The organism is Pseudomonas sp. H3_C08, assembly GCF_054669455.1.
Genome location: NZ_CP162803.1, coordinates 1,169,357 through 1,191,359 on the forward strand (window position 1 = coordinate 1,169,357; position 22,003 = coordinate 1,191,359).

The following is a 22,003-nucleotide window of genomic DNA, read 5'->3' on the forward strand; positions in this document are numbered from 1 at the left end:
TTTGGCGATTGGCCATCAAGTCATTGCTGCGATTGAGTTTGTTGGTTTTTTGCAGATTTGTTCAGATTCAAAATAAGCGATAAACGGTCGTAAGCCTTTAATTTAAAGGCTTCTGGGGTTTGATGTGTGTCAGATTTGAGTCATCGGTTTTTTGACGCTTTTTACAAAAGGCAGTCAATTCTTGCGCTTTGATGGCCGGGTGCTAGTGTCAGATTCTGATTGACAAGCTTTTGACTCTCCGCCGTTTTGCAAGACCGGTATCGCCATGTTCAGATATGCGAAAGAATTGCTTTTAATTATTTATTTTCTGCTTTATGTCGAATATTACATAGAGCGGTTAAATGCTATCGGCCTCGGTTTTGCTGTACTTCTTTTTGGCGCGATGTTTTTGGCGCTAACTTTAGCGTTATATCTAACGGCCTATATACGGCAGAGTCTCATCCGGCATGCATTCGCATTGGTGATGTTCGCCTCCGCGGTGTTTTTCGATGTCTACACCCGGGTAACGGCGGATTACCTGAGCTACAGCAGCTTCGTCTCGCTGGTGTATTCCGGCGGCTTCATCCAGGAAGCGGCGTACCAGTATCGAGACGCGATCCTGCACGGCGCCCTCAGCGGTTTGTTGTTGCTGTTCGGCATCGGTCTGAAGCCTCGCCACGGCCTGGCGATTCCCAACGCGTTACGTGTGGCGGCGCCGCTGTGCGGCGTGTTGCTGCTCAGTGCGGTGCTGTTCTTGCGTGCGGGCGAGGGCGCGCGGGGTTTGCCGATCATGTACACGCCGCTGGCCTACCTGAACCTGTTTGCCTATGAAGCCCTGCACAGCACCGTCGGCCCGCGCGAACCAGTGACACTGACGCGCACCTCGCCAGCCGTCGGTCACGATATCGTGCTGATCATCGATGAAAGCATCTCCGGCAATTATCTGGACATCAACGCGCCGTTCGGCGTGCACAGCAACCTCAAGCAGGCGCATCCCGGTGTCGACATCTTCAATTATGGCTACGCCGCGTCCATCGCCAATTGCAGCGCCGACACTAACGTGACCCTGCGTTACGGCGGCACCCGCGCCGACTACATGCGCATCAACAGCACGCTGCCGTCGATCTGGCAGTACGCCAAGAAGGCTGGGCTGCGCACGGTATACATCGATGCCCAGCGCACGGCTGGCAATCTGCAGAACCTGATGACTGATACCGAGAAGAAGGACATCGACCAGTTTGTGCAATTCGACCAGACCAGCGTGCGCGATCGCGACATGGCGGCGGCAGCGAAGCTCATCGAATTGCTCAACGACGACCAGTCAGAGCTGGTGGTGATCAACAAGGTCGGCGCGCACTTCCCGGTGCACGACAAATACCCTGACGCGTTCATGGCCTATCGCCCGACCTTACCGCGCGGGCAGTTCACCGAGGTGGCCGATACCGGTGAACGCACAGGTTTCAACGGTCAGCCAGACGATTGGGTACTGTACCGCAACGCCTACAAGAACACTGTGTTGTGGAATGTCGGCGAATTCTTTGCGCGGGTGTTCGCCGAGGCCAATCTGAACAATGCGTTGCTGATCTATACCTCTGATCATGGTCAGGATTTACATGAGCGCGGTAATCCGGGCCTGAACACCCATTGCGGTGGCGATCCGGTGGAGGAGGAAGGGCTGGTGCCGCTGGTGGTGATTCAGGGCAGCGATCTGAAGACACTGGACTGGTCGGCGCAACTGGCGGCGAACAAGGATCGCTCCAGCCACTACAACATCTTTCCGACGTTGCTGCAGTTGATGGGCTATGACCTGGCGGGGATCGAGGCTGTTTATGGCAAGCCACTGAGTGTCGCGACGGCGGATGAGTTCACCTTCAACTACCGCTTCAATGCACGGTTGGGGGCCAAGCCTGAGTGGAAGCACATTGATCTGGGCAGCATTGTCACGCCGTCGCAGGCGCCGACGAGTGTGGCGGCGGGGCAGTAAGTTTTGAGTTGGCTGGGCTGACGCTTTCGCGAGCAGGCTCGCTCCCACATTTGAAATGCGATCAACCTGTGGGAGCGAGCTTGCTCGCGAAGGGGCCGGTCAATTCAACGCTGAGTTCAAGTCGGTCATCGCCATCCGCTATCCTTGCCCCACACTGACCGATCAGGTGGCGGCATGCTTCGTGTTGAAAACGTCTTCAAAAGCTATCTCACCCCGCAAGGCCCATTGCCGGTGCTGCAAGGCGTCGACCTGACGCTGGAATCCGGCAGCAGCCTGGCACTGATGGGCGAATCCGGCAGTGGCAAAAGCACCTTGCTGCACCTGGTGGCCGGTCTCGACAAAGTCGACAGCGGCAGCATTCGCAGCGGCGAGCATCGGCTGGAAAACATGAACGAGGCGCAACTGGCGAACTGGCGGCGGACGGAAATCGGTCTGGTGTTCCAGCAGTTCAACCTGATCGGCAGTTTGCGCGTCGAGGACAACCTGGCGTTTCAGGCACGCCTGGCCGGGCGCCATGAGCCGCGTTGGCAGGCGCATCTGGTGCAGCGTCTGGGCCTGGGCGATTTGCTCAAGCGTTATCCCGAGCAACTTTCCGGTGGCCAACAGCAGCGGGTCGCCTTGGGGCGGGCATTGGCCTCGCAGCCGAAATTGCTGCTGGCCGATGAGCCCACCGGTAGCCTCGACGAAGCCACCAGCGACGAAGTCCTGCGGCTGTTGCTGGAATTGCTCGATGACACCCCGACCACCTTGTTGATGGTCACCCACAGCCCGCGCGTCGCGGCGCGCCTGGCGCAGCGAGTGGTGTTGTCCAGCGGACGGCTGACGTGATCGTTTTCCGTCAGACCCTGCGCGCGCTGCTCAGCCATTGGCGGCGTCATCCGGTGCAGTTTTTCAGTGTGCTGACCGGGTTGTGGCTGGCGACCAGTCTGTTGACTGGCGTCGAAGCGCTGAACAGTCAGGCGCGTGACAGCTACGCGCGGGCCAGCCAGTTGATTGGCGGCGAACCCCAGGCCAGTCTCAGTACGCCGAACGGCGCGACGTTCGCACAGCAATGGTTCGTTGACCTGCGCCGAGCGGGCTGGCCGGCATCGCCGCTATTGCAGGGGCGGTTGTTGCTCAAGGGCCATGAAGATCAGCGCCTGCAACTGATGGGCATCGAGCCGGTGTCATTGCCGGCCGATTCCGCAGTGGCCGGGCAGGCGCTGCCGATTGAGCGTGTTGTCGAGTTTTTCACGCCGCCGGGCAATACGTGGATTTCACCGGAAACGCTGCAAGCGCTGGATCTGCGTGAAGGCGACACGCCGCAAACGGCTAATGGGCTGCGCTTGCCACCGTTGCTCGCGCAAAAGGATATGGCGCCCGGCCTGTTGCTGGTGGACATCGGCGTCGCGCAAACGCTGCTGGAACAACCCGGGCAATTGTCGCGGCTATTGCTGCCCAAGGATTTCCACGGCGAGTTGCCCGCCGTGTTCAAAGGTCAGTTGCAGCTCAAAAGCAGCGGCGAGGAAAACAATCTGACGCGACTGACCGAGAGCTTTCACCTGAATCTCGATGCGTTAGGTTTTTTGTCATTCGTGGTGGGCTTGTTCATTGTCCACGCCGCGATTGGCCTGGCTCTTGAGCAACGACGCGGTCTGCTGCGTACGTTGCGCGCCTGCGGGGTCAGCGCGCGGATGTTGATCGTGTGCCTGATCGTCGAACTGGGTGTGCTGGCGCTGATCGGCGGATTGTTCGGTGTGATCAGCGGCTATTGGCTGGCGAGTGTCTTGCTGCCGGACGTCGCCGCCAGCTTGCGCGGTTTGTATGGCGCGGAAGTGGCGGGGCAGTTGCGCCTCAGTCCGTGGTGGTGGTTCAGCGGCATCGGCTTGAGCCTGCTCGGCGCGTTGCTCGCCGGGTCCAACAGTCTGCTGCGCGCCGCCCGCTTGCCGTTGTTGGCCGTGGCGGATCCGCAAGCCTGGCATCAGCAATATGCGCGTTGGCTGCGCCGACAAGGCTGGCTGGCGGCAGTGCTCGGTTTGCTGGCCTTGGTGGCGTTGATCTGGGGTGACAGTCTGGCCAGCGGTTTTGTCCTGATGGCCGGGTTGCTGATCGGCGCCGCGTTGGCTTTGCCGGTGTTGCTCAGCGCGTTGTTGAATCAGTTGCTCGGGCGCAGTCGCTCGGTGCTGGGGCAGTGGTTTCTCGCCGATTGTCGTCAGCAATTGCCGGCACTGAGCCTGGCGCTGATGGCGTTGCTTTTGGCGCTCGCCGCCAACATCGGTGCCGGCAGCATGACCGCCGGTTTTCGCCAGACCTTCGATGACTGGCTCGAACAACGCCTGAGCGCCGAGCTGTATATCAACCCGAGCAATCCGGCACAGTCGCGGGAAATGTACAGTTGGCTAAAGCAGCAGCCGAACATCGCGGCGATTCTGCCCAACTGGCAGGTCGCGGTGACGTTGCAGGGCTGGCCGGCGGAAGTGTTCGGCATCATCGATCACGCGCATTATCGCCAGCACTGGCCGCTGCTCGATGCCGTTGGCGACGACCCGTGGGCGCATCTGGCCACCGATGATGCGGTGATGCTCAGTGAGCAAATCGCCCGGCGCCTGAAATTGCACGTGGGTGAACACGTGGCGATTCCGACACCCAATGGCCCATGGTCGCCGCGCATCGTTGGCATCTACGCCGACTACGGCAATCCCAAGGGGCATTTGCTGGTCAACATCAACCACCTGTTGCGCGGCTGGCCGCAACTGACGCCGAACCGTTTCAATCTGCGCATCGAACCGCAGAACATCCCGGGATTTTTAGCTGCATTGCAGACGCGTTTTCAACTCGATGACAGTCGCATCGTTGATCAGGCGCGGCTCAAGGGCTGGTCGGTGCAAGTCTTCGAACGGACCTTTGCGGCGACGGCGGCGTTGAACAGTTTGACCCTGGCGGTGGCGGGTGTGGCGCTGTTCATCAGCCTGCTGACGCAAAGCCAGAGTCGCCTCGGACAACTCGCACCGCTGTGGGCATTGGGCGTAACGCGGCGGCAATTGATGCTGCTCAATCTTGGTCAGACCTGGCTGTTGGCGGTGCTGACGCTGGTGTTAGCGTTGCCGCTGGGGATCGCATTGGCGTGGTGCCTGGATGCGGTGATCAACGTTCAGGCGTTTGGTTGGCGGTTGCCGTTGCGGATATTCCCATGGCAATTGCTGCAACTGATGGGACTGGCGTTACTGGCGACATTGCTGGCGTCGGCATGGCCGCTGTACTCGTTGTACCGCACGCAACCGGCGGACCTGTTGAGGACGTTTGCCCATGAGGATTAACCGCTTTGTGCTCCTGGTTTTGCTGCTGCTCGGCGGTTGCGATCAATCGGCGCCGGAGCAGAAGGGCTTCGCCGGGATGGGCAATCAGGCGTTGGCGTTTACGCCGGTGGTGCCGGGGCGGGTGTTCAGTTTTCCCGCAGATCACGGTGCGCATGACGGTTTTCGCATTGAGTGGTGGTACGTCACCGCCAATCTCAAGGATCAGCAGGGCAATGAATTCGGCGTGCAGTGGACCTTGTTTCGCAGCGCTTTGAAACCTGTGGCGGAGACGGCAGGGTGGGGCAATCAAACGATCTGGCTGGGGCATGCGGCGGTGACGTCGAGCACGGTACATCACGCTGCCGAACGTTATGCGCGAGGCGGGGTGGGGCAGGCGGGTGTGCAACTGGCGCCGTTCGAGGCGTGGATCGATGATTGGCGGTTCGCCAGTCAGGCGCAGGATCCCCTGAGCGACCTGCAACTCAGCGCTCGCGACAAGGATTTCGCCTATCAACTGCACCTCACGTCCAGCCGTCCGCTGGTGCTGCAGGGCGACAAGGGCTTCAGCCAGAAATCCGAAGAAGGTCAGGCGTCGTATTACTACAGCCAGCCGTTTTTTCAGGCCAACGGCACGTTGCAGATCGACGGCCAGCGCTACACCGTCAGCGGCCCGGCATGGCTCGATCGCGAATGGAGCAGCCAGCCGCTGACCGCCAATCAAACCGGTTGGGACTGGTTTTCCCTGCACCTGGACAGTGGTGAACACGTGATGCTGTACCGCATGCGCCAGAAGGACGGCGCGCCGTATCTCACCGGCACGTGGATTGCTGCCGACGGTCAGACGCAAACCCTGAGTGGCTCGCAGATTCAGCTCACCCCGCAAATCACGGCCAAGGTCGCCGGCCGGGCGATGCCGGTGAAATGGTCGATCAGCATCCCCGACAAACACCTCGACATCAGCCTCGACGCGCTCAACCCCAATGCCTGGATGAACCTGCGCATCCCCTATTGGGAAGGCCCGGTGCACATCAGCGGCAGCCATCCCGGCCAGGGCTATCTGGAAATGACCGGGTACTGACAGCGCCTCGTAAAAACTGCGAGTTGTAACGGGCGCAGAATCCGGATCTGACCGAAATCAAAATGTGGGAGCGAGCCTGCTCGCGAAAGCGCCCGCCCAGACACCACAGAGAAATTGGCTGGAACTCCGCTACTTCTCAACCCCTCTACCGAATATCTCTCACACCTTTGCGAAACGCCGTCGAGGACTCCCCCATGAGCGACGACCTGCAACCTCCAGACATGACCACTTGGCAACGCCTGTTCGACGACGAAACCTACTGGCAGCAATCCCCCGACGAACATTACTTCGACCTGCAACGCATCGCCGACGACCTGCTCGGCCAAGGCGCCATCGACCTTGAGCAATGGCAGCTCCTGCGCGCCAAGGCCGACGACCTGCACAAGGATTCACCCGCGATCAACGTCGCCCGAGAACTCGACGACCCCGAAGCTTGAGGACAACCCCATGAAACCCATCACCCAAGGCGAACACCCCGACGAACCCCGTCCACCGGGCGAGACCGAACGTGACAACGACGCCCTGCGGCCCACCGACCCGAAACAGCGTGAAAACAATGGCAAAGGCACGCCCAGTGGCGAATCCACCGCGCAGGACACCGCCAAGCAACAAAGCTCGCCGTCACAAACCAAAGCCAAGCCCTGAACTGCGTCTATGCTCAGTGGCACGCTCGTCGCCGAAGTCGATTCGGCGGCGAGCGCTGCCATTCATCACAGGGAAAGTATTGATTATGAAGCTCGACGCACTGGCCAAGGCCATCACCCTCGCAACCGTACTGTCCGCCACCAGCTTCGGCGCCTTCGCTGCCGATATTCCGCTGTCCGCTTCCATCGAGGCGGATAAGGTCACCACCAAAGTGATCTCCGTCGATGCCGCCAACCATCAAGTTGTGCTGGAAGGTGCCGAAGGTAAGCCGGTTCACGTTCAGCTCAGCGACAAGGCGAAAAACCTCGACAATCTCAAGGCCGGCGATCAGGTCACCATCCAGGTGCAGCGTTCTGTCGCCGCTTACCTCGACACCGATGTGGATAAAGGTCTGCCTGGTACCACCGAACGTACTGGTGAGTTGCGTAAGGCTCCGGGCAGCGATAACCCCGGTGGCGAGGCGTATCGTCAGGTTCAGGTGCAGTTGAAAATCACCAAAATTGATTTGAAAACAAATCAGGTGACCCTGCAAAACCCGCAAGGTCAATCGAAAGTCCTCGACGTGAAACAGCCTGAAATTCAAGCCAAGCTGAAAGATCTGAAAGAAGGGCAGAGCGTTATTGTCACTTACACCGATATCTTAAAAGTGACCAGTCAACACGAAAGTTGAGCTTTAACTCTACGGGATGACTGCTCTTGTACAGTTTTTGTATGAGAGTAGTCATACTATTAGTGTGGTTTGACCTCATTGAAAGTTTCATGAAAGGAATCGTCGATAAATATCTATTAACGTTTCCGTACATAAATTTCATATTCAAGAATGAGGACATAAGCGCCAACTTCTATTAAAATCCTACCCGTTCGCCCAGTGTCAGGGCTCTTTACCGGTGCATGGATTGCCAGGCCATTACACTGGGCGAACACCTCTTCGGAGTGAATGTATACAATTTCTGCAAACAAAAAGGGCGACTTTATAGTCGCCCTTTTTGTTTGCTGTGAATTAGACCGAGGTGTGCGCTTCAGTTGTGTCTAGCTGCCCCTTGAAAGCGCTTCAGCGTGGCCTGATACATTTTTGTCCTGCGGTGATTTACCCCGTAGGTGCCCGCCGCCGCGACGGTTCCTGACTGAATGTGATCCAGATAGCTGAAAATCTTGCGCGGTGACAGGAACTTGATGCCATAGCCCAGGCTGCTCATTTGATCTTGCAGCGCATAACCGGGCACCTGCTCATCCATGCAGAAGTGCAGGCCCAGGGACTTCATCAGACGGACATTCCACAATGTGCAGAAACTTTTCAGATGAGTTTCCTTGTAGGGTCTTGGCATTTTCGAACGCAGACCCAGACGCACTTTCGCTTTACGAGCATAGTGCTTGCAGAAACGCGAAGTTAACCGCCAAGTGTCACGAACAACCCCGCGATTGAGTTGTTCTACACAACCGACTGCGGCCATATCCGGTTTTTTCGTGCATTCACGCATCATCATCGCAAACACTTCCTTGTCGTAGACAAAGGTGTCGGTGTGCAACAGAAACAAATAATCGGTGTCGACTTTTTCCAGCGCCAGATCCAGCGCCTTGCCATGCGCAATATGGCCGATTTCCTTGCCCGGGGAAGGCCGTTCAATCAAGTTGATCCAATCGAGCGAACGCAAGTAATCGAGACTGGCATCCGCCGAATCGTTGTCCACCACCCACACCGGAATGCGTTGTTCCTGGACATGCTCACGCAAAAGCTCGAGGCACATTCGGGTGATGTCCGGGGTTTTGTAATTTACCAAGACAAGGCTGAAATTCGACGCTGGCTGGGCTGGTAAATCAAACGCTTTCATGTCGGAAGGACTCATCTGCGATTCAAGGACAACAGGGTTTCGTTGCCGCGATCGTAGCGAGGCAACCTTAGTCGAACCTTAATTTGCGGATGTGACGGTAGATGTATGCCGAAGAGAGGCTGCTGGTCTAATGAAATGCATGGGGTGCTGCCGGTCATTACCGGATAAAATGTGCGCCCCCCTCACGGCTCAAGGAAGAAACGGCGCGCGCCGTTGTGTCACGGATGAAACCACTCTCCCTCTACCACCCAGCCCTCTACTGGCTGCGCGTGTGGCAAAAAAGACTGTTCCGCCAGATTGCCTGGCGCTGTTCCAGCAAACGCTACGCACGCCCCGTCGCCACGGCCGAGCGTCTGCCATATCGCTACCTCAAACACACCTCAAAACTCATCCGCAAACTCGGCGACTCCGACCTCGCCCTGCAACACAACAAAGTCATCAACCTCAAACTCGCCGTCGCCGCCATCGACAGCGTCATCATCGCCCCCGGCGAACACTTCTCCTTCTGCCGCCTGGTCGGCCGCCCGACCTTGAAGCGCGGCTACGTTGAAGGCATGGAACTGTCCTTCGGCGAGGCACGACGCGGGGTCGGCGGCGGCATTTGCCAACTGAGCAACCTGATTCACTGGATGGCGATTCATTCACCGCTGGTGGTGGTCGAACGCTCCAACCACAGCTTCGACCCGTTTCCGGATGAGGGGCGGGTGCTGCCGTTTGGATCCGGGGCGGCGATTTTCTACAACTACGTTGATCTGGTGCTGCATAACCCGACGGATCGGAGCTTTCAGTTGAAATTGAACGTCGGCGAGACACAACTCGAAGGGGAGTTGCTGTGTGATCGGGTGAGGGAATATCGCTATCACGTGTTTGAAGAGGCGCATCGGTTTGTGCGGGAGGGTGCGCGGGTGTATCGGGAGAACGAGATTTGGCGAGAGGTCAGGGAAAAAGGGCAGGTGGGGGCTTTGGTCGAAAGGGAGAGGCTTTATCGGAATCGGGTCGTGGTGAAGTATGAGGTGGCTGGGGAACTGGTTGAATAGATGCATTGTGAATGCGGGGCTTCAGCTTTGCGCAGATTTTTATGCGGGTTAGTCGTTTACCGAGTAAGCGGGGAGGCTGTTCAAGGGGAGACCACTTCTAGAAGAAAGAAAACGTGGTTCATCCCCGATTGCCTATTTACTGTGCTTGATCAGGTCGCTTGAGTTTGAAATGGTCGAGAAAAGTTTTCCCCTTTGAAAAGGTTGAGCGAATCTCGGCGGTTTTATGTAAAAGTTCCTCGCTGGGATTTGCATGCTGATCAGCGGGTATTGGCTTCGACCACTGCTCCACCTCTTTAGGAAATTTCGCCTTTGGGCGGCTATTTACCCAGCCAGAAATATAGCAGGGCAAAGTCCAGCCGCTAAAAAACTGTATCGTCAGGAAACCCCAGGCGTAACGGATTACGGAGTGTTCTGCTCGGTAAGCCCGACGACATAAATGGAAAAACGCCACACTTCCTTCTTCAAGTTCGTCTGTTTGTGGCGCAGGCAAGGCTGAGGTTCCTTCTTCCATATATGCCCGTATAGCCTCCCATTCGGAAATGGCTAAACTTAAACTCCCACAAGCCACCGATGACCAAAGAATGTTTCCGGTTTCTGCTTCACGCAAGCCGATCATTAATTTGAATTCAGGTATCGTTGCATATTGCGTTACTAGTTGGCCAGCAGTTACGCAAGCAATAGTACTTTCCCAAGCTACATAATGAGGGCGACTTCCTTTTTTTGGAATGAAAACGATCTCGCGACGTTGACGGTTAAAACGTAAGGGTGGATGTTGTGTGATCTGGCGTGTGGAAAGATAAAAGATCACGGTATAGAGCAAGGCTAATGGTATTACAATGGCCCACACAACCGGGCCGGAGAAAAACTCCCACCAACTTGATAAGAACGGTTCAAAATTTCGTCGTAGCCAGGACAAATATCCGGTTGCAAGAAATAGAAAAATAATAAAAAACATGACGACGCCAATACCCACTCTCGCCATGAACTCAAAGTTTCCGCGTCCTACGGAAAAATCCAGATAGGTTTCGTTTGCCTCTTGATGTAAGTTGCGAGCGCTGAAGGCTTGCACCCCTGTTGGAACTGGCATCGGCGAAAGATAAATAAATTCGGTTCCGAATTTGTTTTCAGTGTCACCGGCTTGAGGCAAACGGTAGGATTTTTTATCAGGCATTCAATTGATCCGGTAGAGTGTGGCATCCTTCGTGGTTGCTCTATTTCGCCGTTGTATATGGCATCTTACGGGAACTCGGAATGCGCCATATATACTAGCGACGCAAAGTCCGAGGTAGTAATTATTCACTTGTCTCGGATTTTGTATCCTCATCAGAGAATTTTACGCTGAAGTAATCTAAAAGAGTGTTCCCTCTTGCGAAGTGCTTGCGGATTTCTTCGGTTTCCGCAACTAGCTCTTTGCTGGGCTTTGCATGATCTGCTAGTGGCAGGGGCTTTGACCACTCTAATACTTCCTTGGGGAAAAGCGCTTTAGGACGATTGTTAATCCATTCGGATATGTAGCATGGTAAAGTCCAGCCACTAAATAACTGAATTATGATAAAACCCCAGATGTAACGTACTAGGGAATGTTCTTCGCGATAGCTCTCACGGCATAATTTGAAAAACTCGACAGTACCTTCTTCAAGTTCGTCGCTATAATTGGTTGGGAGGCTGTCTATACCATTCTCCATGTAAGCTCTAATAGCCTCCCATTCTGATATCGCCAGACTTAAGCTACCACATGGTATTACGCTCCAAAGGACTTCGCCGCTGGTCGTTTCGCGCAGACCGATCATTAGCTTGTGCTCTGGGGTTACAGAATATTGTGTTATCAGTTTGCCGGAAGATATGCAGGCTATAACGCTTTCCCAACATATATACTTGGGTTTGTCTCGCTTTTTAGCTACGTATACAACTTCGCGGCGCTCACGATTAAAACGTAGAGGCGGGTTTGAAGAGAACTCATTGGCTAACTTTATAAAATAATAAAAATAGAGTGCGGCAATCGATAGAATTATGAACCATATCACGGGGTTGAAGAAAAAGCTGGCCCAGGCACTCAGGAACGGTTCTGAGTATCTTCTGATCCAAGAAGCGAAAGCTGAGAAGAAAAAAGTGAGGTGATAATTAACATTATCGAACCAATACCAATTCGCGCCATGAACTCGAAGTTCCCTTGTCCTGTAGAAAAGTCCAGGAAGGTACTATTGGCATTGCGGTGTAGTTGCCGAGAGCTGATCGCAGGCATCCCGGTTGGTATCGGTTTTGGAGACAAGTATAGTATTTCTAGTCCGTTTTCTTTTTCAAAGTCCCCCGTTTGGGGTGAACGCTCATATTTGTTGTTAGGCACAAGGGGCTCATCTTTTCGGTAATTTCAGAAAGGCTTCTTCGATTTATAAAAGCAATAATTTCTGACGTGTGTTATTTTTCAATAAAGAAAAAACCGGTCTTATTATGTACCAATTCTTTTTTGAGTAAACCGGCAGACTTTTACGCATCTACAAACGTTGCGCTTTTTTATCCATTGTGTTTTTTATAAACTGATTGGCTTTCGTTTAGGTTTGTCTTGAAGTACGTCATAAAATCTTGTCCTTGAGCAAAGGCTTTTTCGATTTTCGCGCTTTGCTCTTTAAGCGCTGGGCTTGGCTTGCCCCATTGTTCAGGTGGAAGAGGTTTGGACCACTCAGCAATGGATTCAGGTAGAGATTTCATGTTGAAACGATGGTCCCATTCTGCTACCCAATACGGAAAACGCCACCAAGTGATCAGGTGTGTCAAGTACCACCAGCAAACTCCTAATGCGGAACGTTCGTTGTGCTGGTATTCCTCGTGCATGTCTTGTCGTTCTTTATCGAAGGTGTGGCGACCCTCGTAGGGTGCTTTAGCAGGGCAGAACTCTGGTCCTTTTTCCATGTAGGCACGTATGGCTTCCCATTTGCCTAGTCCATGAACAGGAGTCATGACCTCCTGTGTGAAGAAGTGCACCGTATCGGCCTTGGGATTATCTATGGCCATGCCAAAGGTGTAGCTACTGATTACGCCTACTCCAGTGAATCCGGTGCTGACAGAGATCCACGCAACTGTGTCTTCCCAAGGCTGGATCACGGCTTCGTCGGAGCCATTCGGGAAGTAACAGACCTCTCGGCGTTGACGGTTAAATCGGATGGGTCTGGCGCGGGCTTTGTTCCTTGTGGTGCTGATAATCGCGTACAGGCCAATCAGCGCTGCTCCCCCTCCACACCAGAGCGCTAGTGATATTCCGAACTCAAAAAAATCGTTGAAATAAAACCAGAAGCTTCTGCCGAATGGGTTTATGAATGCTGCGAAGCCCATCAATGTTGGGAGACCAAATAGACAAACGATAACTACGACTGTTGGGAGTGCCACAGCTAATCGTGCTTGGAAAGACTTGGTGAGATTGCTGCTACCCAAGTCCAGATATGTGTCGTTGACTTCAACAAAACTTCCGCCGAGATTCATTGGGTTTTGCCCGGTCGGAACTGGCAGCGGTGAGAAAAATAATGCTTCGCCTGTGGCAAAACGACGAGTTTCACCCGCCGTGGGGCGGTGATTTTTGAGGTCAAGTTCGACTTTCTGTTCAGGTTTGGATGGCATGCAATTCAACCGAAAAAATGTAGGCGGTTTAGGCAACTACAGGGAGTGGCTTGTTACTAGCAACCAAGGAGCATTCGTGGTGCGCGTCCTTAACACAGATACTGATTGAAGCAGCTTGCCATTCTGCGCGTTTAGGGTCGTGGTTTCGAATCGCTTCTCTCGGAAAGATTTATCACCGGCTACGGGGTGGTAGCGTAAAACGACGGCAAGGCCATGCTGGGCGTTAGCTTGGTATTGGAATATTTCCAAGCCGAGCTTAAGAGGTTCACCCGGAGCACCTAGCAGATTGAGTTGATACAGTAATGGTTCGCTCCACGCTTCCCAGTCATTGCGCTGTTGGTTAGTTAGCCAGTAAGCACTGAGGCCGAGATTGACATCTTCTAGAACATTGGCTGTCATCCCCAGCACGCTCAATATTAATGAATCCGTCCCCTTTAGTGCTTTGGTGTGGCTTCTGTCTACTTTAGTTTGAAGTGGTTGTATGCTGATTAAATACCTAATTAAAGTACTGTAAATTCCAAAGGCTACGTATATAAATAAAGCTGCTCCTTTGATGCTAATCCTTGAAAGAGGCTTTGAAGTAACTAATAAAATCTTGTCCGTGGGTGAAAGCTGTTTTCATCTTCCTGCTCTGCTTCACTAACGCCTCACTCGGAGGAGTCCATTGAGTTTTTGGTAGTGGTTCAGACCAATTGATAATGCACTCTGGCATAGGTTTCATACTATATTTGTGGTCCCATTCCGCTATTAGGTAAGGGACTTTCCACCAGGAAATCACGTGAGTTAAAATCCACCATAATTTTCCTGTGATAGACTTTTTTTCATTTCTAAATTCTTCGATCTTTTTGTCAAAAGTGTCGCGCCCCTCAGCAGCTACTTTTTTCGGGAAGTAGTCTGTGTCATATTCCATATAGCTTCTTATGGCCTCCCATTGTGAAAGTCCGTGAAATATGGAAGGTGCTGTGTTGCTTATGTAGTGTGTCAGCCCGTTGGCTTTGTCTTCTATTGCAATACCAAGGTTGAAGGTTTTGATAATACCGACGCCAGTAGTACTGATGCTGGCAGATAACCAAGTAATAGTTTCTTCCCAAGGTCTGATTATCGGTGTATTAGAGTTTTTCGGGAAATAGCAAATTTCTCGTCTCTGACGGTTGAAGCGTAATGGTCTGGTTTTGGATTTTCGTAATGTGCTACCAATAATTACATATACTGCAATTAAGGCCGTCGTTATTGTCAATCCAATAGCTAATGGGAAAGTGTAATTGAGTACAGATTCAGCTCTTGACCAGAACGACACTCCATGATGGTTGCCCCAGGCAGTCGTACCAGCGATGAATGGAGTGAAAATGAAAAAAAATAAAAAAACAAGCATGACATTGGCTATCATAAACTGGGCTTGAAACGCCTTGCCTGAGTTTGTGCTGCCAAAGTCAAGATATACGTCGTTAGCCTCGGTGAAACTTCCATTTAAGTCCGCTGGGATTTGACCTGTAGGAACAGGTAGTGGAGATAAGAATAAAACCTCTCCGGTTGGCAATTTTTTCATACTGTCCGCTCTAGGTCTCAAAGTTTCTAGAGCAAGCTCGCGATTTTTATTTTTCATGAAACTAAATTTTACCAAGGGCCGATAGTGTTTTTAATAAAAGGGAAGAGGAACGTGTTGGATTTGTCCGGTAAGTGGGTCTTTCATACAGTTAGTAATAAAACGGTTCCCTTTAGTGTCGCCACCTTTAGTAACCATTCTGGGGATTTGTAAATAGTCGGAATGCAGTGCTCATTATTTGGCGTCGGAGATTCTTAACCTTGTGGTGAAAAAAAGGGGATTGATCGCTGAATATTCTGTCCCCCTCTTTGCTTGTATTTTATGATTCTTCTGGCTGAGGGGGTTTAACTTTAAAGTAATCTAGTAAGAAAAGGGACTAAGAAAAGGTGATAGATTTATTTCCTAAAAAATACATCTATCCCCCTGTCACCTTTTGCTCTTTTGGCTCCTATGCCTCGTTAATTGTGCTGTGCTTCCTGTTCCGTCGATGAGCGCTCTAGATCTATTTTAAAGTAACTCATGAAATCTTGACCACGAGCAAAAGCTTTTTCGATTTTTGCTGACTGTTCTTTCAACGCTGCGCTCGGTTGTGCCCACTGTTCGGGTGGAAGATCTTCAGACCACTTTTCAACTGACTCGGGAAATCCTTTCATGCTGTAGCGGTGATCCCATTCCGCTATCCAGTACGGAAGACGCCACCACGTAATTAAATGAGTCAAATACCACCATGCCACACCCAGTGCAGAGCGTTCCTTGTGTCGGTATTCCTCTCGCATGTTATCGCGTTCTTTATTGAAACTATGACTGCCCTCAAAAGGGGCTTTGCCGGGGCAAAATTGAGTGCCCTTTTCCATGTAGACGCGGATGGCTTCCCATTTTCCTAAACCATGAATCGGTGTCATTACCTCTTGATTCAGAAAGTGTACCGTATCAGCCTTGGGGTTATCGATGGCCATGCCAAAGGTATAATTTCTCATTACACCTACTCCCGTAACTCCCGTACTTATTGAAAGCCAGGCAACAGTATCTTCCCAAGGTTGGATTGTCGGTTCATCAGAGCCGTCAGGGAAAAAACATACTTCACGCCGTTGGCGATTAAAGCGAATTGGACGAAGCCTTGATTTTTTGAGGGTACTGCTGATTACTACATAGCTACCGAGGATCGCCACTCCTCCAGCGCACCAGATAGATAGTCGCAAGCCAAACTCAAAAAAATCGCTAAAGTACCACCAGAAACTGCGACCAAAGGGATTATTGATTCCAGCGAGACCTGCAAGTGTTGGAACAATTAATAAACATGAAATGAGTACGAGCATTACACTTGCGATCATCACTCTCGCTTGGAATGCCTTGTTCACATTACTGCTGCCTACATCAAGAAACGTATCGTTAACTTCAATGAAGCTTCCTCCCAAATCCATGGGCGTTTGCCCCGTCGGAATTGGTTTCGGTGAGAAAAATATTGCTTCACCTGTAGCGAAGCGCCGGCGTTCTCCCGCAAAAGGTCGGTTTTGTTTGAAGTCAAACTCATCGTTTTTCTTAAGGTTCGAATACATGCTTTCAACCTGTCAGGTTTGGAGAACTCAAGGCTTCACTGTTGATTACTAACCATGGAGAATTGGATGTTCGAGTTCGTAGTACTGAAACTGGTGGAAATGGCTTGCAACTTTGGGCGTTAAGCGTAACAGCGCTCGAAGCGATTTTCTCGAAATGTCTCTTCGCCTCCCACAGCGTGGTAGCGCAGAGCAAGGGGACTTCAGGGACATATCACGTTTAGTGTCCGTGAGGGTAAAATTCATTGAAAGGTAGACCATGTCTAAAGAGGAGAACATGGTCTGTCTTCGTTTGCTCTGTGGTTGGATTTTTTAATAACCATAAATTGGGCCGTAGTAAGAAAGTGGTGGGTGTGTTCTTTCCCAGTCTTTGGCAAAGCGAATCCCATCCTCGATTTCTTGAGGACTCATCTTTTCGGCAATTTCAGAGAGGCTTCTTCGAGCATCCTTAGGGGCTACGCCACCGCCTTGCAAATGGGAGATAAGGTAGGTGATTCCATAGGCTTCTACCAAGTCCAAAGGGAATCCGTAACTGTCAGGGAGATGCGCGACAGTGAGGGCATATCCACCAGCAGCATCAATATGACCTGACTCAGCCGCTTTCTTTAGCCAATATCCTACATCTTCTTTGCGCGCATTATTTTCATATAAAAAATTTGAATATAGGTACATACCCGGCGGGTAACCGCTGTCAGCTGAAGCTTTGAGCCATTTTTCAACGGCTTTCTCGCGACTACCAGGAATAAGGAACCAACCCTCACCATCTTTGTACTTACCAGCGAGCGTTTTTTGAGCAAATCCACTGCCTGCTGTCGCTGCCTTTTCTAACCATTGCAAACCTTGGCTAGCGGTAAATAAAACAATCATTGCCTCAGTATCGCCTTTCTCAGCGCGTTCATTTGCAATCTGCAGCGCATAACTCCGCCATTCTTCATCGTTTTTACCTGAGCAACTTTCCATCTCTTTGCACAAGTTATGCGCACTCAGCCGAAGCATTGCGTACAAATTTCCTTGATTGGCTGCGGATTTGTACCATTTTTTTGCATCTTCGGTGGTGTAGCGGTTGCTGAGGCGGATAGCCTCTCCCAGGTAATATTGCGCTGTACTGTCCCCTGCATCTGCCGCGATTTTCAGTAGTGGCTGTGAATCGTACCAATCACTTTGTTGATAAAGGATAATCCCGTAATTTCTTGCTAATAGCTGTTGTGTTGTTAGCTGTGCGAAAGCCGGAGTGAATAAGAATATTGAGTATAAAATGATGGTATATATTATTTTAGTCAATCCTGTATGGAAAGCTTTGACTACTTGAATGGAGAAAAATTATGACCAGTGTATACGTTCGATTAAGTATGGTGGCTATGGATTCTTATCTCTGGTGCAAAAAAGTCTAATCTGTCAATGGTGTTTTTAATCGGGGCATGCTATGTGTAAAACATGACAAACTGTGTTCTGCCCCTGAATGTAATTGAGCGAAGGTTGGGTTGTTAAGAATATTTGATCGTCTAGTATCCGTATATTGGGTCAAAATAGGATAAGGGAGGGTGATTTTTTTTCCATTCTTTCGAAAACTCAATCCCTGCTGTTATTTCTACAGGGTTCATCTTTTTAGCTAAATTCGGGAGCAGTCGCTTTGCATCTTCTGGTGCTGTTCCTGCTTCCAGTTTTGAAAGTAAAAGCGTCAAACCGTATGCTTCAATCAGATTTTCTGGGTAACCAAGTTCATTGGACGGATCTGAAATTTTGTAAGCGTAGGTGCCAACTGCATCTATATGACTGTGTTCCGCTGATTTTTTCACCCAGTATGCTATCTCTTCTTTACTACCATTATGGTCGTATAAGTAATTCGCATAGAGGAACATACCTCTCGGGTTACCGCCTTCCGATGACGCTTTAAACCATTTGATAATCGCTTTTTCTCGACTACCTGGAATCAAAAACCACCCGGCACCGCTTTTGTAAGCGCTAGCCAGCATTTGTTGTGCGTAACTGTCACCTGCTTCGGCCGCTTTCTCAAGCCATAGCAGGCCCTGACCAGCCGTATACAGGACGGTCATTGCTTCTGTGTCGCCTTTTTTTGCTCGTTCTTGAGCCGTTGTTAGTGAACGCTCTCGCCAGTCGACTCCATTTTTATCTGTGCAAGTTCCCATACTTCCGCACAAATCATTTTTGTTGCTTAAGCGGAGCATTGCATATAAAAAACCTTGCTCAGCTGAGGCCTCATACCATTTTTTTGCGTCCGGAGTGATATAGCGCTGACTGAGTCTAATAGCTTCGCCCAAATAGTATTGTGCGTCACGATCCCCTGCCTCTGCAGCAATGTTCAGGAAGGGCTGGGAGTCGTACCAGTCGCTCTGCTGAAAAATAGCGATACCCGTGTCTTTTGCACTTTTTTGTGTTGGTGTCAGTTCGGCGTTTGCTGTGCCGCACAATGCAAAGTAGGCAAAAAATAACCAAGTGTAATGCTTAATCAATGTTTGGCCCTTTATAGATGCTTTTGATTTTTTGAATAGGTGCGAACGCTGGACCTTTGTATTCAGTTTGATAACTGCAATGGTCGTTCAAGCGAGCGCCCATAGTCGAAACTAGCGCTCTGTATCGATTTCTCATTTCGTCGGTGCCAACTTGCAATGACAAAACACGCTCGGCCATGAAGGTGTCCAATTTAAGCTTGTTTTTGCAGTAAACGGATCCTGCCTGACTTGACCGCGCTCCGTCTCTGTTCATGCGAATAATCGCTTCTTCAAACTGTAACGAAGCATTAGTCTTGTTTGAAATCCAGGTTAAACACTTCTCAATTGCTCGCTGTTGTAGGAGATGTGTCTGTTCTTCATCAAAAACTTCAGCTTGCTCATCTTCTTCGGAGGTGAAAGCTTTTGGAGGAGAGCATAATGCTAAAAGGAGCGGCCCTAAAGCCTCTGGCTGAAGATTAAAAACCCAATCCTGTATAGCTTTCTGGTTCTTATCTCTAATTAATGTATAAGCAATCAACCCACCACGCCCCCCTCGGTCAGCGCATCAAATATCCCTTTAACAATGGCATACCCACGCACATAGGCAAACGCCACATCGATACCAGTGGCGCCGAGGAAGCTCAGTTTTTGCAGGTAGTCCATGGCTTCGCCATCGACCCACTCAAGATCCTTGTATTGGTTCGCGGCCATTTCCTGTCGCACCAGTTCCGTCAAGGCTACGATGCTGTCGTAGCCGACTTCAAAGGTCAAATACCCTTTGACGCCTGCGCCCCAGACCAGCGCGCCCTTGATCGATAACAGCAGTAGGCCGTTTTGCATCCGCAGTTGCATGTCGCCGGTGTAGCCGGCACCGATGGCCACGGCCACTTCAACTTCCAGTTTGGCCATAGGGCGCCACTGGTTGGCCGAAATGCGATTGGGCACGGGAGCAGGCGGGAGGACGCTTGGGGGAGGGCACCAGAACAGTTTGCCGGTGACTTTGCACCCGGCTTGGGCGCCGGCAAACACTTCGAACTTGGCGAGGTCGCCAGATTTTTCAGCGATGTCCACACCGACCAGGCTGGTGTAGCCAGTTTTCTGGTCCAGGGTTAGGTCGCGCGACAGCATGAGGCTTGCGCCAGCGAATCCCCAGGCCTTGGCTTCCAGATCCAGAGACAGTTTGCCGAAGTTGACGCTGCGCACGCTGCCGTCCTGGGCCTTGTATTTCGCGACCCAAGGATCGGCTTTTGCCCGTTTCGGGAATTCGACTTTGAGTAAGCTGACTTCCCCGCGCCACGCTGTTACATCCAGTGCAACTTCTACGTTGGCAATCTGAGGGGAACCACTTTTCAGAGTGGGGCCTTCCATTTTCACTTCGGACAGCAGGTTGGCACTTTCCGGGAGTAAGCATCGAACCAGTTGGGCCTGTGGGCTGTTGTCGAACAGCATGAGGTTGCGCAACTGCTTATCTTCGAAAACCATGGCTTTGAGGTTTTCGCCCCAGCTTTTGCGTTTGGCTTCGGCTTTGATGCTTTCGACTCTGTAGCCTTTGGCTTCCAGTGCGGTGAAGAATTTTTCAGGCACGAAAAGTCCATGTTCATCGAACCATGGTCCCTTTTCATCGAACTGCAGCGCGCCTTCCTGTTCCAGCCAATCACTGAATATCCGGTCGTCGTCGGATTCTTTGGCAATCGACTTTGGCAAACTGGTCGCGAGTTCTTTGAGTTGACCCTCGAATGCGTTGCCGCTGACCTGTGCCAGATGTTTCAGGCTGATGTGGTTCAGGATCGTCGTCGACGATGCGCTGCTGAGCTCACGCAGTGGAATGTTTGTTTTGGCCAGTCGTTCGAGGGGTTTTGGCTTGTAGCTTTCCGCGTCCCAGAGAAACAGACGGGGCGGCTTCAGTGTTCGAACGCGTGCTTCGGCGGTGTTCTGAATTCGCTCTGCCTCGTCATTCAGGTCGTACCACTGTTTCTGCAAGCTGACGAAGAGCACGCCGGGTGGCGCAGATTTGCCGCCAGTGGCCGAGACCCATTGGGAGTAACGTTCTTCGATCTTTTTCTCAAGCTCATCGCGTTTGGTGGTCAGCTCGATGAATGCCTGAAAATCCTCGGTACCGGCGTATTGGTCATCGGGACTCAGCGCAAACTCGGGAACTGCAATCCCGCACTCGGCAAGCTCGACGATGGCATTGATGTACTTGGACATCAGGTCTTTCAACGCCAGGATGTTGATTTGCACACCCTTGAGTTTCTTTTCGTCGATCTCGCCGGTTTCAATCAGCTTTTTGTGAAGGGCCTTATATTCTTTCAGATGTTCCCAAGCCGAGGCGATCTTCTTGGTGCCTGGATCGAACATTTTGTAGCCGTGGGCTTTCGCCTTGTCGCGCTCTTTAATGTACGTATCGATGGCTTCACAGGCCTTTAACGCGCGCGGGGTATAGAAGACGCCGTTTTCTCGTTTGTACCCCAACGTTTTTGCTTTTTCGTCGGAAACTTTTTCGAGGGTTTCCATGTTTTTCTGGTTTTTCTCGATGCGTTGTCCCGCGTGGAACATCTCGCGCTCGGCGTGCATCGTGGCGTCGCTATCACCCTTTGCTTTTGCCGTTTCCCAATCCTTGCGGCACTGCGCCTTTTTGGCAGTGTCTTCGGGGATTGCCGACTTCGACGCCAGGTAACTGCTATGTTGCTCGCCTTCGAGAAAGGCTTCCGGGCCAGGGGTGAGGAAGTAGTCCATCAAACCCGCGTCGGCGATGTTGCTCATGCGCGTGGCTTTATCAGCGTCGACGGTTTTCTGTTTGAGCAGGCTGACGCTTTCCTTGAGTTTCTCGGACGTGCGCTTGGGCAACAGCCAGAAACGGCGCTGACCGGTGACGTAGATGATGTCGTCATAGCTGCTGCTGCAGCCCGGCTTCTTGTCTTTGCAGAACGTTTCCGCGTCGGCAGTCTTTTTTGGTGGATCGGCCGGAATGACAACAGGTGGTTGTTCTGGCGCGGGTGTTTGTTCGGACGTACCTGTCAT

Annotated in this window: 19 protein-coding genes; 8 read left to right on the top strand and 11 right to left on the bottom strand. The window is 51.9% G+C overall.

Annotated features, from left to right (window positions below; all coding sequences use genetic code 11):
- Window positions 1-265: 265 nt before the first annotated feature.
- The 7 genes from AB4N74_RS05430 to AB4N74_RS05460 all read left to right on the top strand — a co-directional run bounded on the left by AB4N74_RS05430 (window position 266) and on the right by AB4N74_RS05460 (window position 7,631).
- Window positions 266-1,963: a sulfatase-like hydrolase/transferase gene (locus AB4N74_RS05430; RefSeq protein WP_460098550.1), complete on the top strand. Its 1,698-nt coding sequence runs from the start codon at window positions 266-268 to the stop codon at window positions 1,961-1,963.
- Between the two features lie 174 nt (window positions 1,964-2,137).
- Window positions 2,138-2,791: an ABC transporter ATP-binding protein gene (locus AB4N74_RS05435; RefSeq protein ID WP_099758613.1), complete on the top strand. Its 654-nt coding sequence runs from the start codon at window positions 2,138-2,140 to the stop codon at window positions 2,789-2,791.
- On the top strand, window positions 2,788-5,259 hold the full coding sequence (locus AB4N74_RS05440; RefSeq protein WP_460098552.1) for an FtsX-like permease family protein: 2,472 nt from the start codon (window positions 2,788-2,790) through the stop codon (window positions 5,257-5,259). Before AB4N74_RS05435 ends, AB4N74_RS05440 begins: the two co-directional genes overlap by 4 nt.
- The gene (locus tag AB4N74_RS05445; protein ID WP_460098554.1) at window positions 5,249-6,316 is read left to right on the top strand and encodes a lipocalin-like domain-containing protein; all 1,068 of its coding nucleotides are present in this window, start codon (window positions 5,249-5,251) and stop codon (window positions 6,314-6,316) included. The genes AB4N74_RS05440 and AB4N74_RS05445 overlap by 11 nt, the downstream gene beginning before the upstream one ends.
- Before the next feature lie 194 nt (window positions 6,317-6,510).
- Complete coding sequence (locus tag AB4N74_RS05450) at window positions 6,511-6,753, top strand: hypothetical protein (RefSeq protein WP_460098556.1); 243 nt, start codon at window positions 6,511-6,513, stop codon at window positions 6,751-6,753.
- 10 nt (window positions 6,754-6,763) lie between these two features.
- Window positions 6,764-6,961, top strand: a complete 198-nt coding sequence (locus tag AB4N74_RS05455) for a hypothetical protein (RefSeq protein WP_093439111.1) — start codon at window positions 6,764-6,766, stop codon at window positions 6,959-6,961.
- Between the two features lie 85 nt (window positions 6,962-7,046).
- The gene (locus tag AB4N74_RS05460; protein WP_099758617.1) at window positions 7,047-7,631 is read left to right on the top strand and encodes a hypothetical protein; all 585 of its coding nucleotides are present in this window, start codon (window positions 7,047-7,049) and stop codon (window positions 7,629-7,631) included.
- 349 nt (window positions 7,632-7,980) lie between these two features.
- Here AB4N74_RS05460 and AB4N74_RS05465 read toward each other — a convergent pair whose 3' ends face one another.
- Window positions 7,981-8,790, bottom strand: a complete 810-nt coding sequence (locus AB4N74_RS05465; protein ID WP_093439102.1) for a glycosyltransferase family 2 protein — start codon at window positions 8,788-8,790, stop codon at window positions 7,981-7,983.
- 224 nt (window positions 8,791-9,014) lie between these two features.
- On the opposite strand from AB4N74_RS05465, the gene AB4N74_RS05470 reads away from it, so the two are divergent.
- Window positions 9,015-9,827 (top strand): VanW family protein, encoded by an 813-nt coding sequence (locus AB4N74_RS05470; protein WP_460098558.1) that lies wholly within the window; start codon window positions 9,015-9,017, stop codon window positions 9,825-9,827.
- 136 nt (window positions 9,828-9,963) lie between these two features.
- Here the strand turns inward: AB4N74_RS05470 and AB4N74_RS05475 are convergent, their stop codons facing one another.
- The 10 genes from AB4N74_RS05475 to AB4N74_RS05520 all read right to left on the bottom strand — a co-directional run bounded on the left by AB4N74_RS05475 (window position 9,964) and on the right by AB4N74_RS05520 (window position 22,003).
- Window positions 9,964-10,998 carry a DUF6708 domain-containing protein gene (locus AB4N74_RS05475; RefSeq protein ID WP_460098560.1) on the bottom strand — a complete coding sequence of 345 codons (1,035 nt, stop codon included), beginning with the start codon at window positions 10,996-10,998 and terminating at the stop codon, window positions 9,964-9,966.
- 121 nt (window positions 10,999-11,119) lie between these two features.
- The gene (locus AB4N74_RS05480; protein ID WP_460098562.1) at window positions 11,120-11,851 is read right to left on the bottom strand and encodes a DUF6708 domain-containing protein; all 732 of its coding nucleotides are present in this window, start codon (window positions 11,849-11,851) and stop codon (window positions 11,120-11,122) included.
- Between the two features lie 29 nt (window positions 11,852-11,880).
- Complete coding sequence (locus AB4N74_RS05485) at window positions 11,881-12,171, bottom strand: hypothetical protein (RefSeq protein ID WP_460098564.1); 291 nt, start codon at window positions 12,169-12,171, stop codon at window positions 11,881-11,883.
- A gap of 167 nt (window positions 12,172-12,338) precedes the next feature.
- Window positions 12,339-13,436 (bottom strand): DUF6708 domain-containing protein, encoded by a 1,098-nt coding sequence (locus AB4N74_RS05490; protein WP_460098565.1) that lies wholly within the window; start codon window positions 13,434-13,436, stop codon window positions 12,339-12,341.
- Between the two features lie 556 nt (window positions 13,437-13,992).
- Window positions 13,993-14,982: a DUF6708 domain-containing protein gene (locus AB4N74_RS05495; protein ID WP_460098567.1), complete on the bottom strand. Its 990-nt coding sequence runs from the start codon at window positions 14,980-14,982 to the stop codon at window positions 13,993-13,995.
- Between the two features lie 455 nt (window positions 14,983-15,437).
- The gene (locus AB4N74_RS05500) at window positions 15,438-16,535 is read right to left on the bottom strand and encodes a DUF6708 domain-containing protein (protein WP_460098569.1); all 1,098 of its coding nucleotides are present in this window, start codon (window positions 16,533-16,535) and stop codon (window positions 15,438-15,440) included.
- Window positions 16,536-16,844: 309 nt separating this feature from the next.
- On the bottom strand, window positions 16,845-17,813 hold the full coding sequence (locus tag AB4N74_RS05505; RefSeq protein ID WP_460098571.1) for a tetratricopeptide repeat protein: 969 nt from the start codon (window positions 17,811-17,813) through the stop codon (window positions 16,845-16,847).
- Window positions 17,814-18,034: 221 nt separating this feature from the next.
- Window positions 18,035-19,003, bottom strand: a complete 969-nt coding sequence (locus AB4N74_RS05510; RefSeq protein ID WP_460098573.1) for a tetratricopeptide repeat protein — start codon at window positions 19,001-19,003, stop codon at window positions 18,035-18,037.
- On the bottom strand, window positions 18,996-19,520 hold the full coding sequence (locus AB4N74_RS05515; RefSeq protein ID WP_460098575.1) for a hypothetical protein: 525 nt from the start codon (window positions 19,518-19,520) through the stop codon (window positions 18,996-18,998). Before AB4N74_RS05515 ends, AB4N74_RS05510 begins: the two co-directional genes overlap by 8 nt.
- Window positions 19,517-22,003, bottom strand: coding sequence for a hypothetical protein (locus tag AB4N74_RS05520; protein ID WP_460098577.1), 2,487 nt, complete (start codon window positions 22,001-22,003; stop codon window positions 19,517-19,519). The genes AB4N74_RS05515 and AB4N74_RS05520 overlap by 4 nt, the downstream gene beginning before the upstream one ends.

What these genes read in the sequence shown, in the direction of transcription:
- AB4N74_RS05500 (WP_460098569.1), bottom strand. Translation starts at nt 16,535, where the DNA reads ATGTATTCGAACCTTAAGAAAAACGATGAGTTTGACTTCAAACAAAAC.
- AB4N74_RS05520 (WP_460098577.1), bottom strand. Translation starts at nt 22,003, where the DNA reads ATGACAGGTACGTCCGAACAAACACCCGCGCCAGAACAACCACCTGTT.
- AB4N74_RS05475 (WP_460098560.1), bottom strand. Translation starts at nt 10,998, where the DNA reads ATGCCTGATAAAAAATCCTACCGTTTGCCTCAAGCCGGTGACACTGAA.
- AB4N74_RS05470 (WP_460098558.1), top strand. Translation starts at nt 9,015, where the DNA reads ATGAAACCACTCTCCCTCTACCACCCAGCCCTCTACTGGCTGCGCGTG.
- AB4N74_RS05450 (WP_460098556.1), top strand. Translation starts at nt 6,511, where the DNA reads ATGAGCGACGACCTGCAACCTCCAGACATGACCACTTGGCAACGCCTG.
- AB4N74_RS05465 (WP_093439102.1), bottom strand. Translation starts at nt 8,790, where the DNA reads ATGAAAGCGTTTGATTTACCAGCCCAGCCAGCGTCGAATTTCAGCCTT.
- AB4N74_RS05490 (WP_460098565.1), bottom strand. Translation starts at nt 13,436, where the DNA reads ATGCCATCCAAACCTGAACAGAAAGTCGAACTTGACCTCAAAAATCAC.
- AB4N74_RS05430 (WP_460098550.1), top strand. Translation starts at nt 266, where the DNA reads ATGTTCAGATATGCGAAAGAATTGCTTTTAATTATTTATTTTCTGCTT.
- AB4N74_RS05445 (WP_460098554.1), top strand. Translation starts at nt 5,249, where the DNA reads ATGAGGATTAACCGCTTTGTGCTCCTGGTTTTGCTGCTGCTCGGCGGT.
- AB4N74_RS05460 (WP_099758617.1), top strand. Translation starts at nt 7,047, where the DNA reads ATGAAGCTCGACGCACTGGCCAAGGCCATCACCCTCGCAACCGTACTG.
- AB4N74_RS05435 (WP_099758613.1), top strand. Translation starts at nt 2,138, where the DNA reads ATGCTTCGTGTTGAAAACGTCTTCAAAAGCTATCTCACCCCGCAAGGC.
- AB4N74_RS05495 (WP_460098567.1), bottom strand. Translation starts at nt 14,982, where the DNA reads ATGAAAAAATTGCCAACCGGAGAGGTTTTATTCTTATCTCCACTACCT.
- AB4N74_RS05455 (WP_093439111.1), top strand. Translation starts at nt 6,764, where the DNA reads ATGAAACCCATCACCCAAGGCGAACACCCCGACGAACCCCGTCCACCG.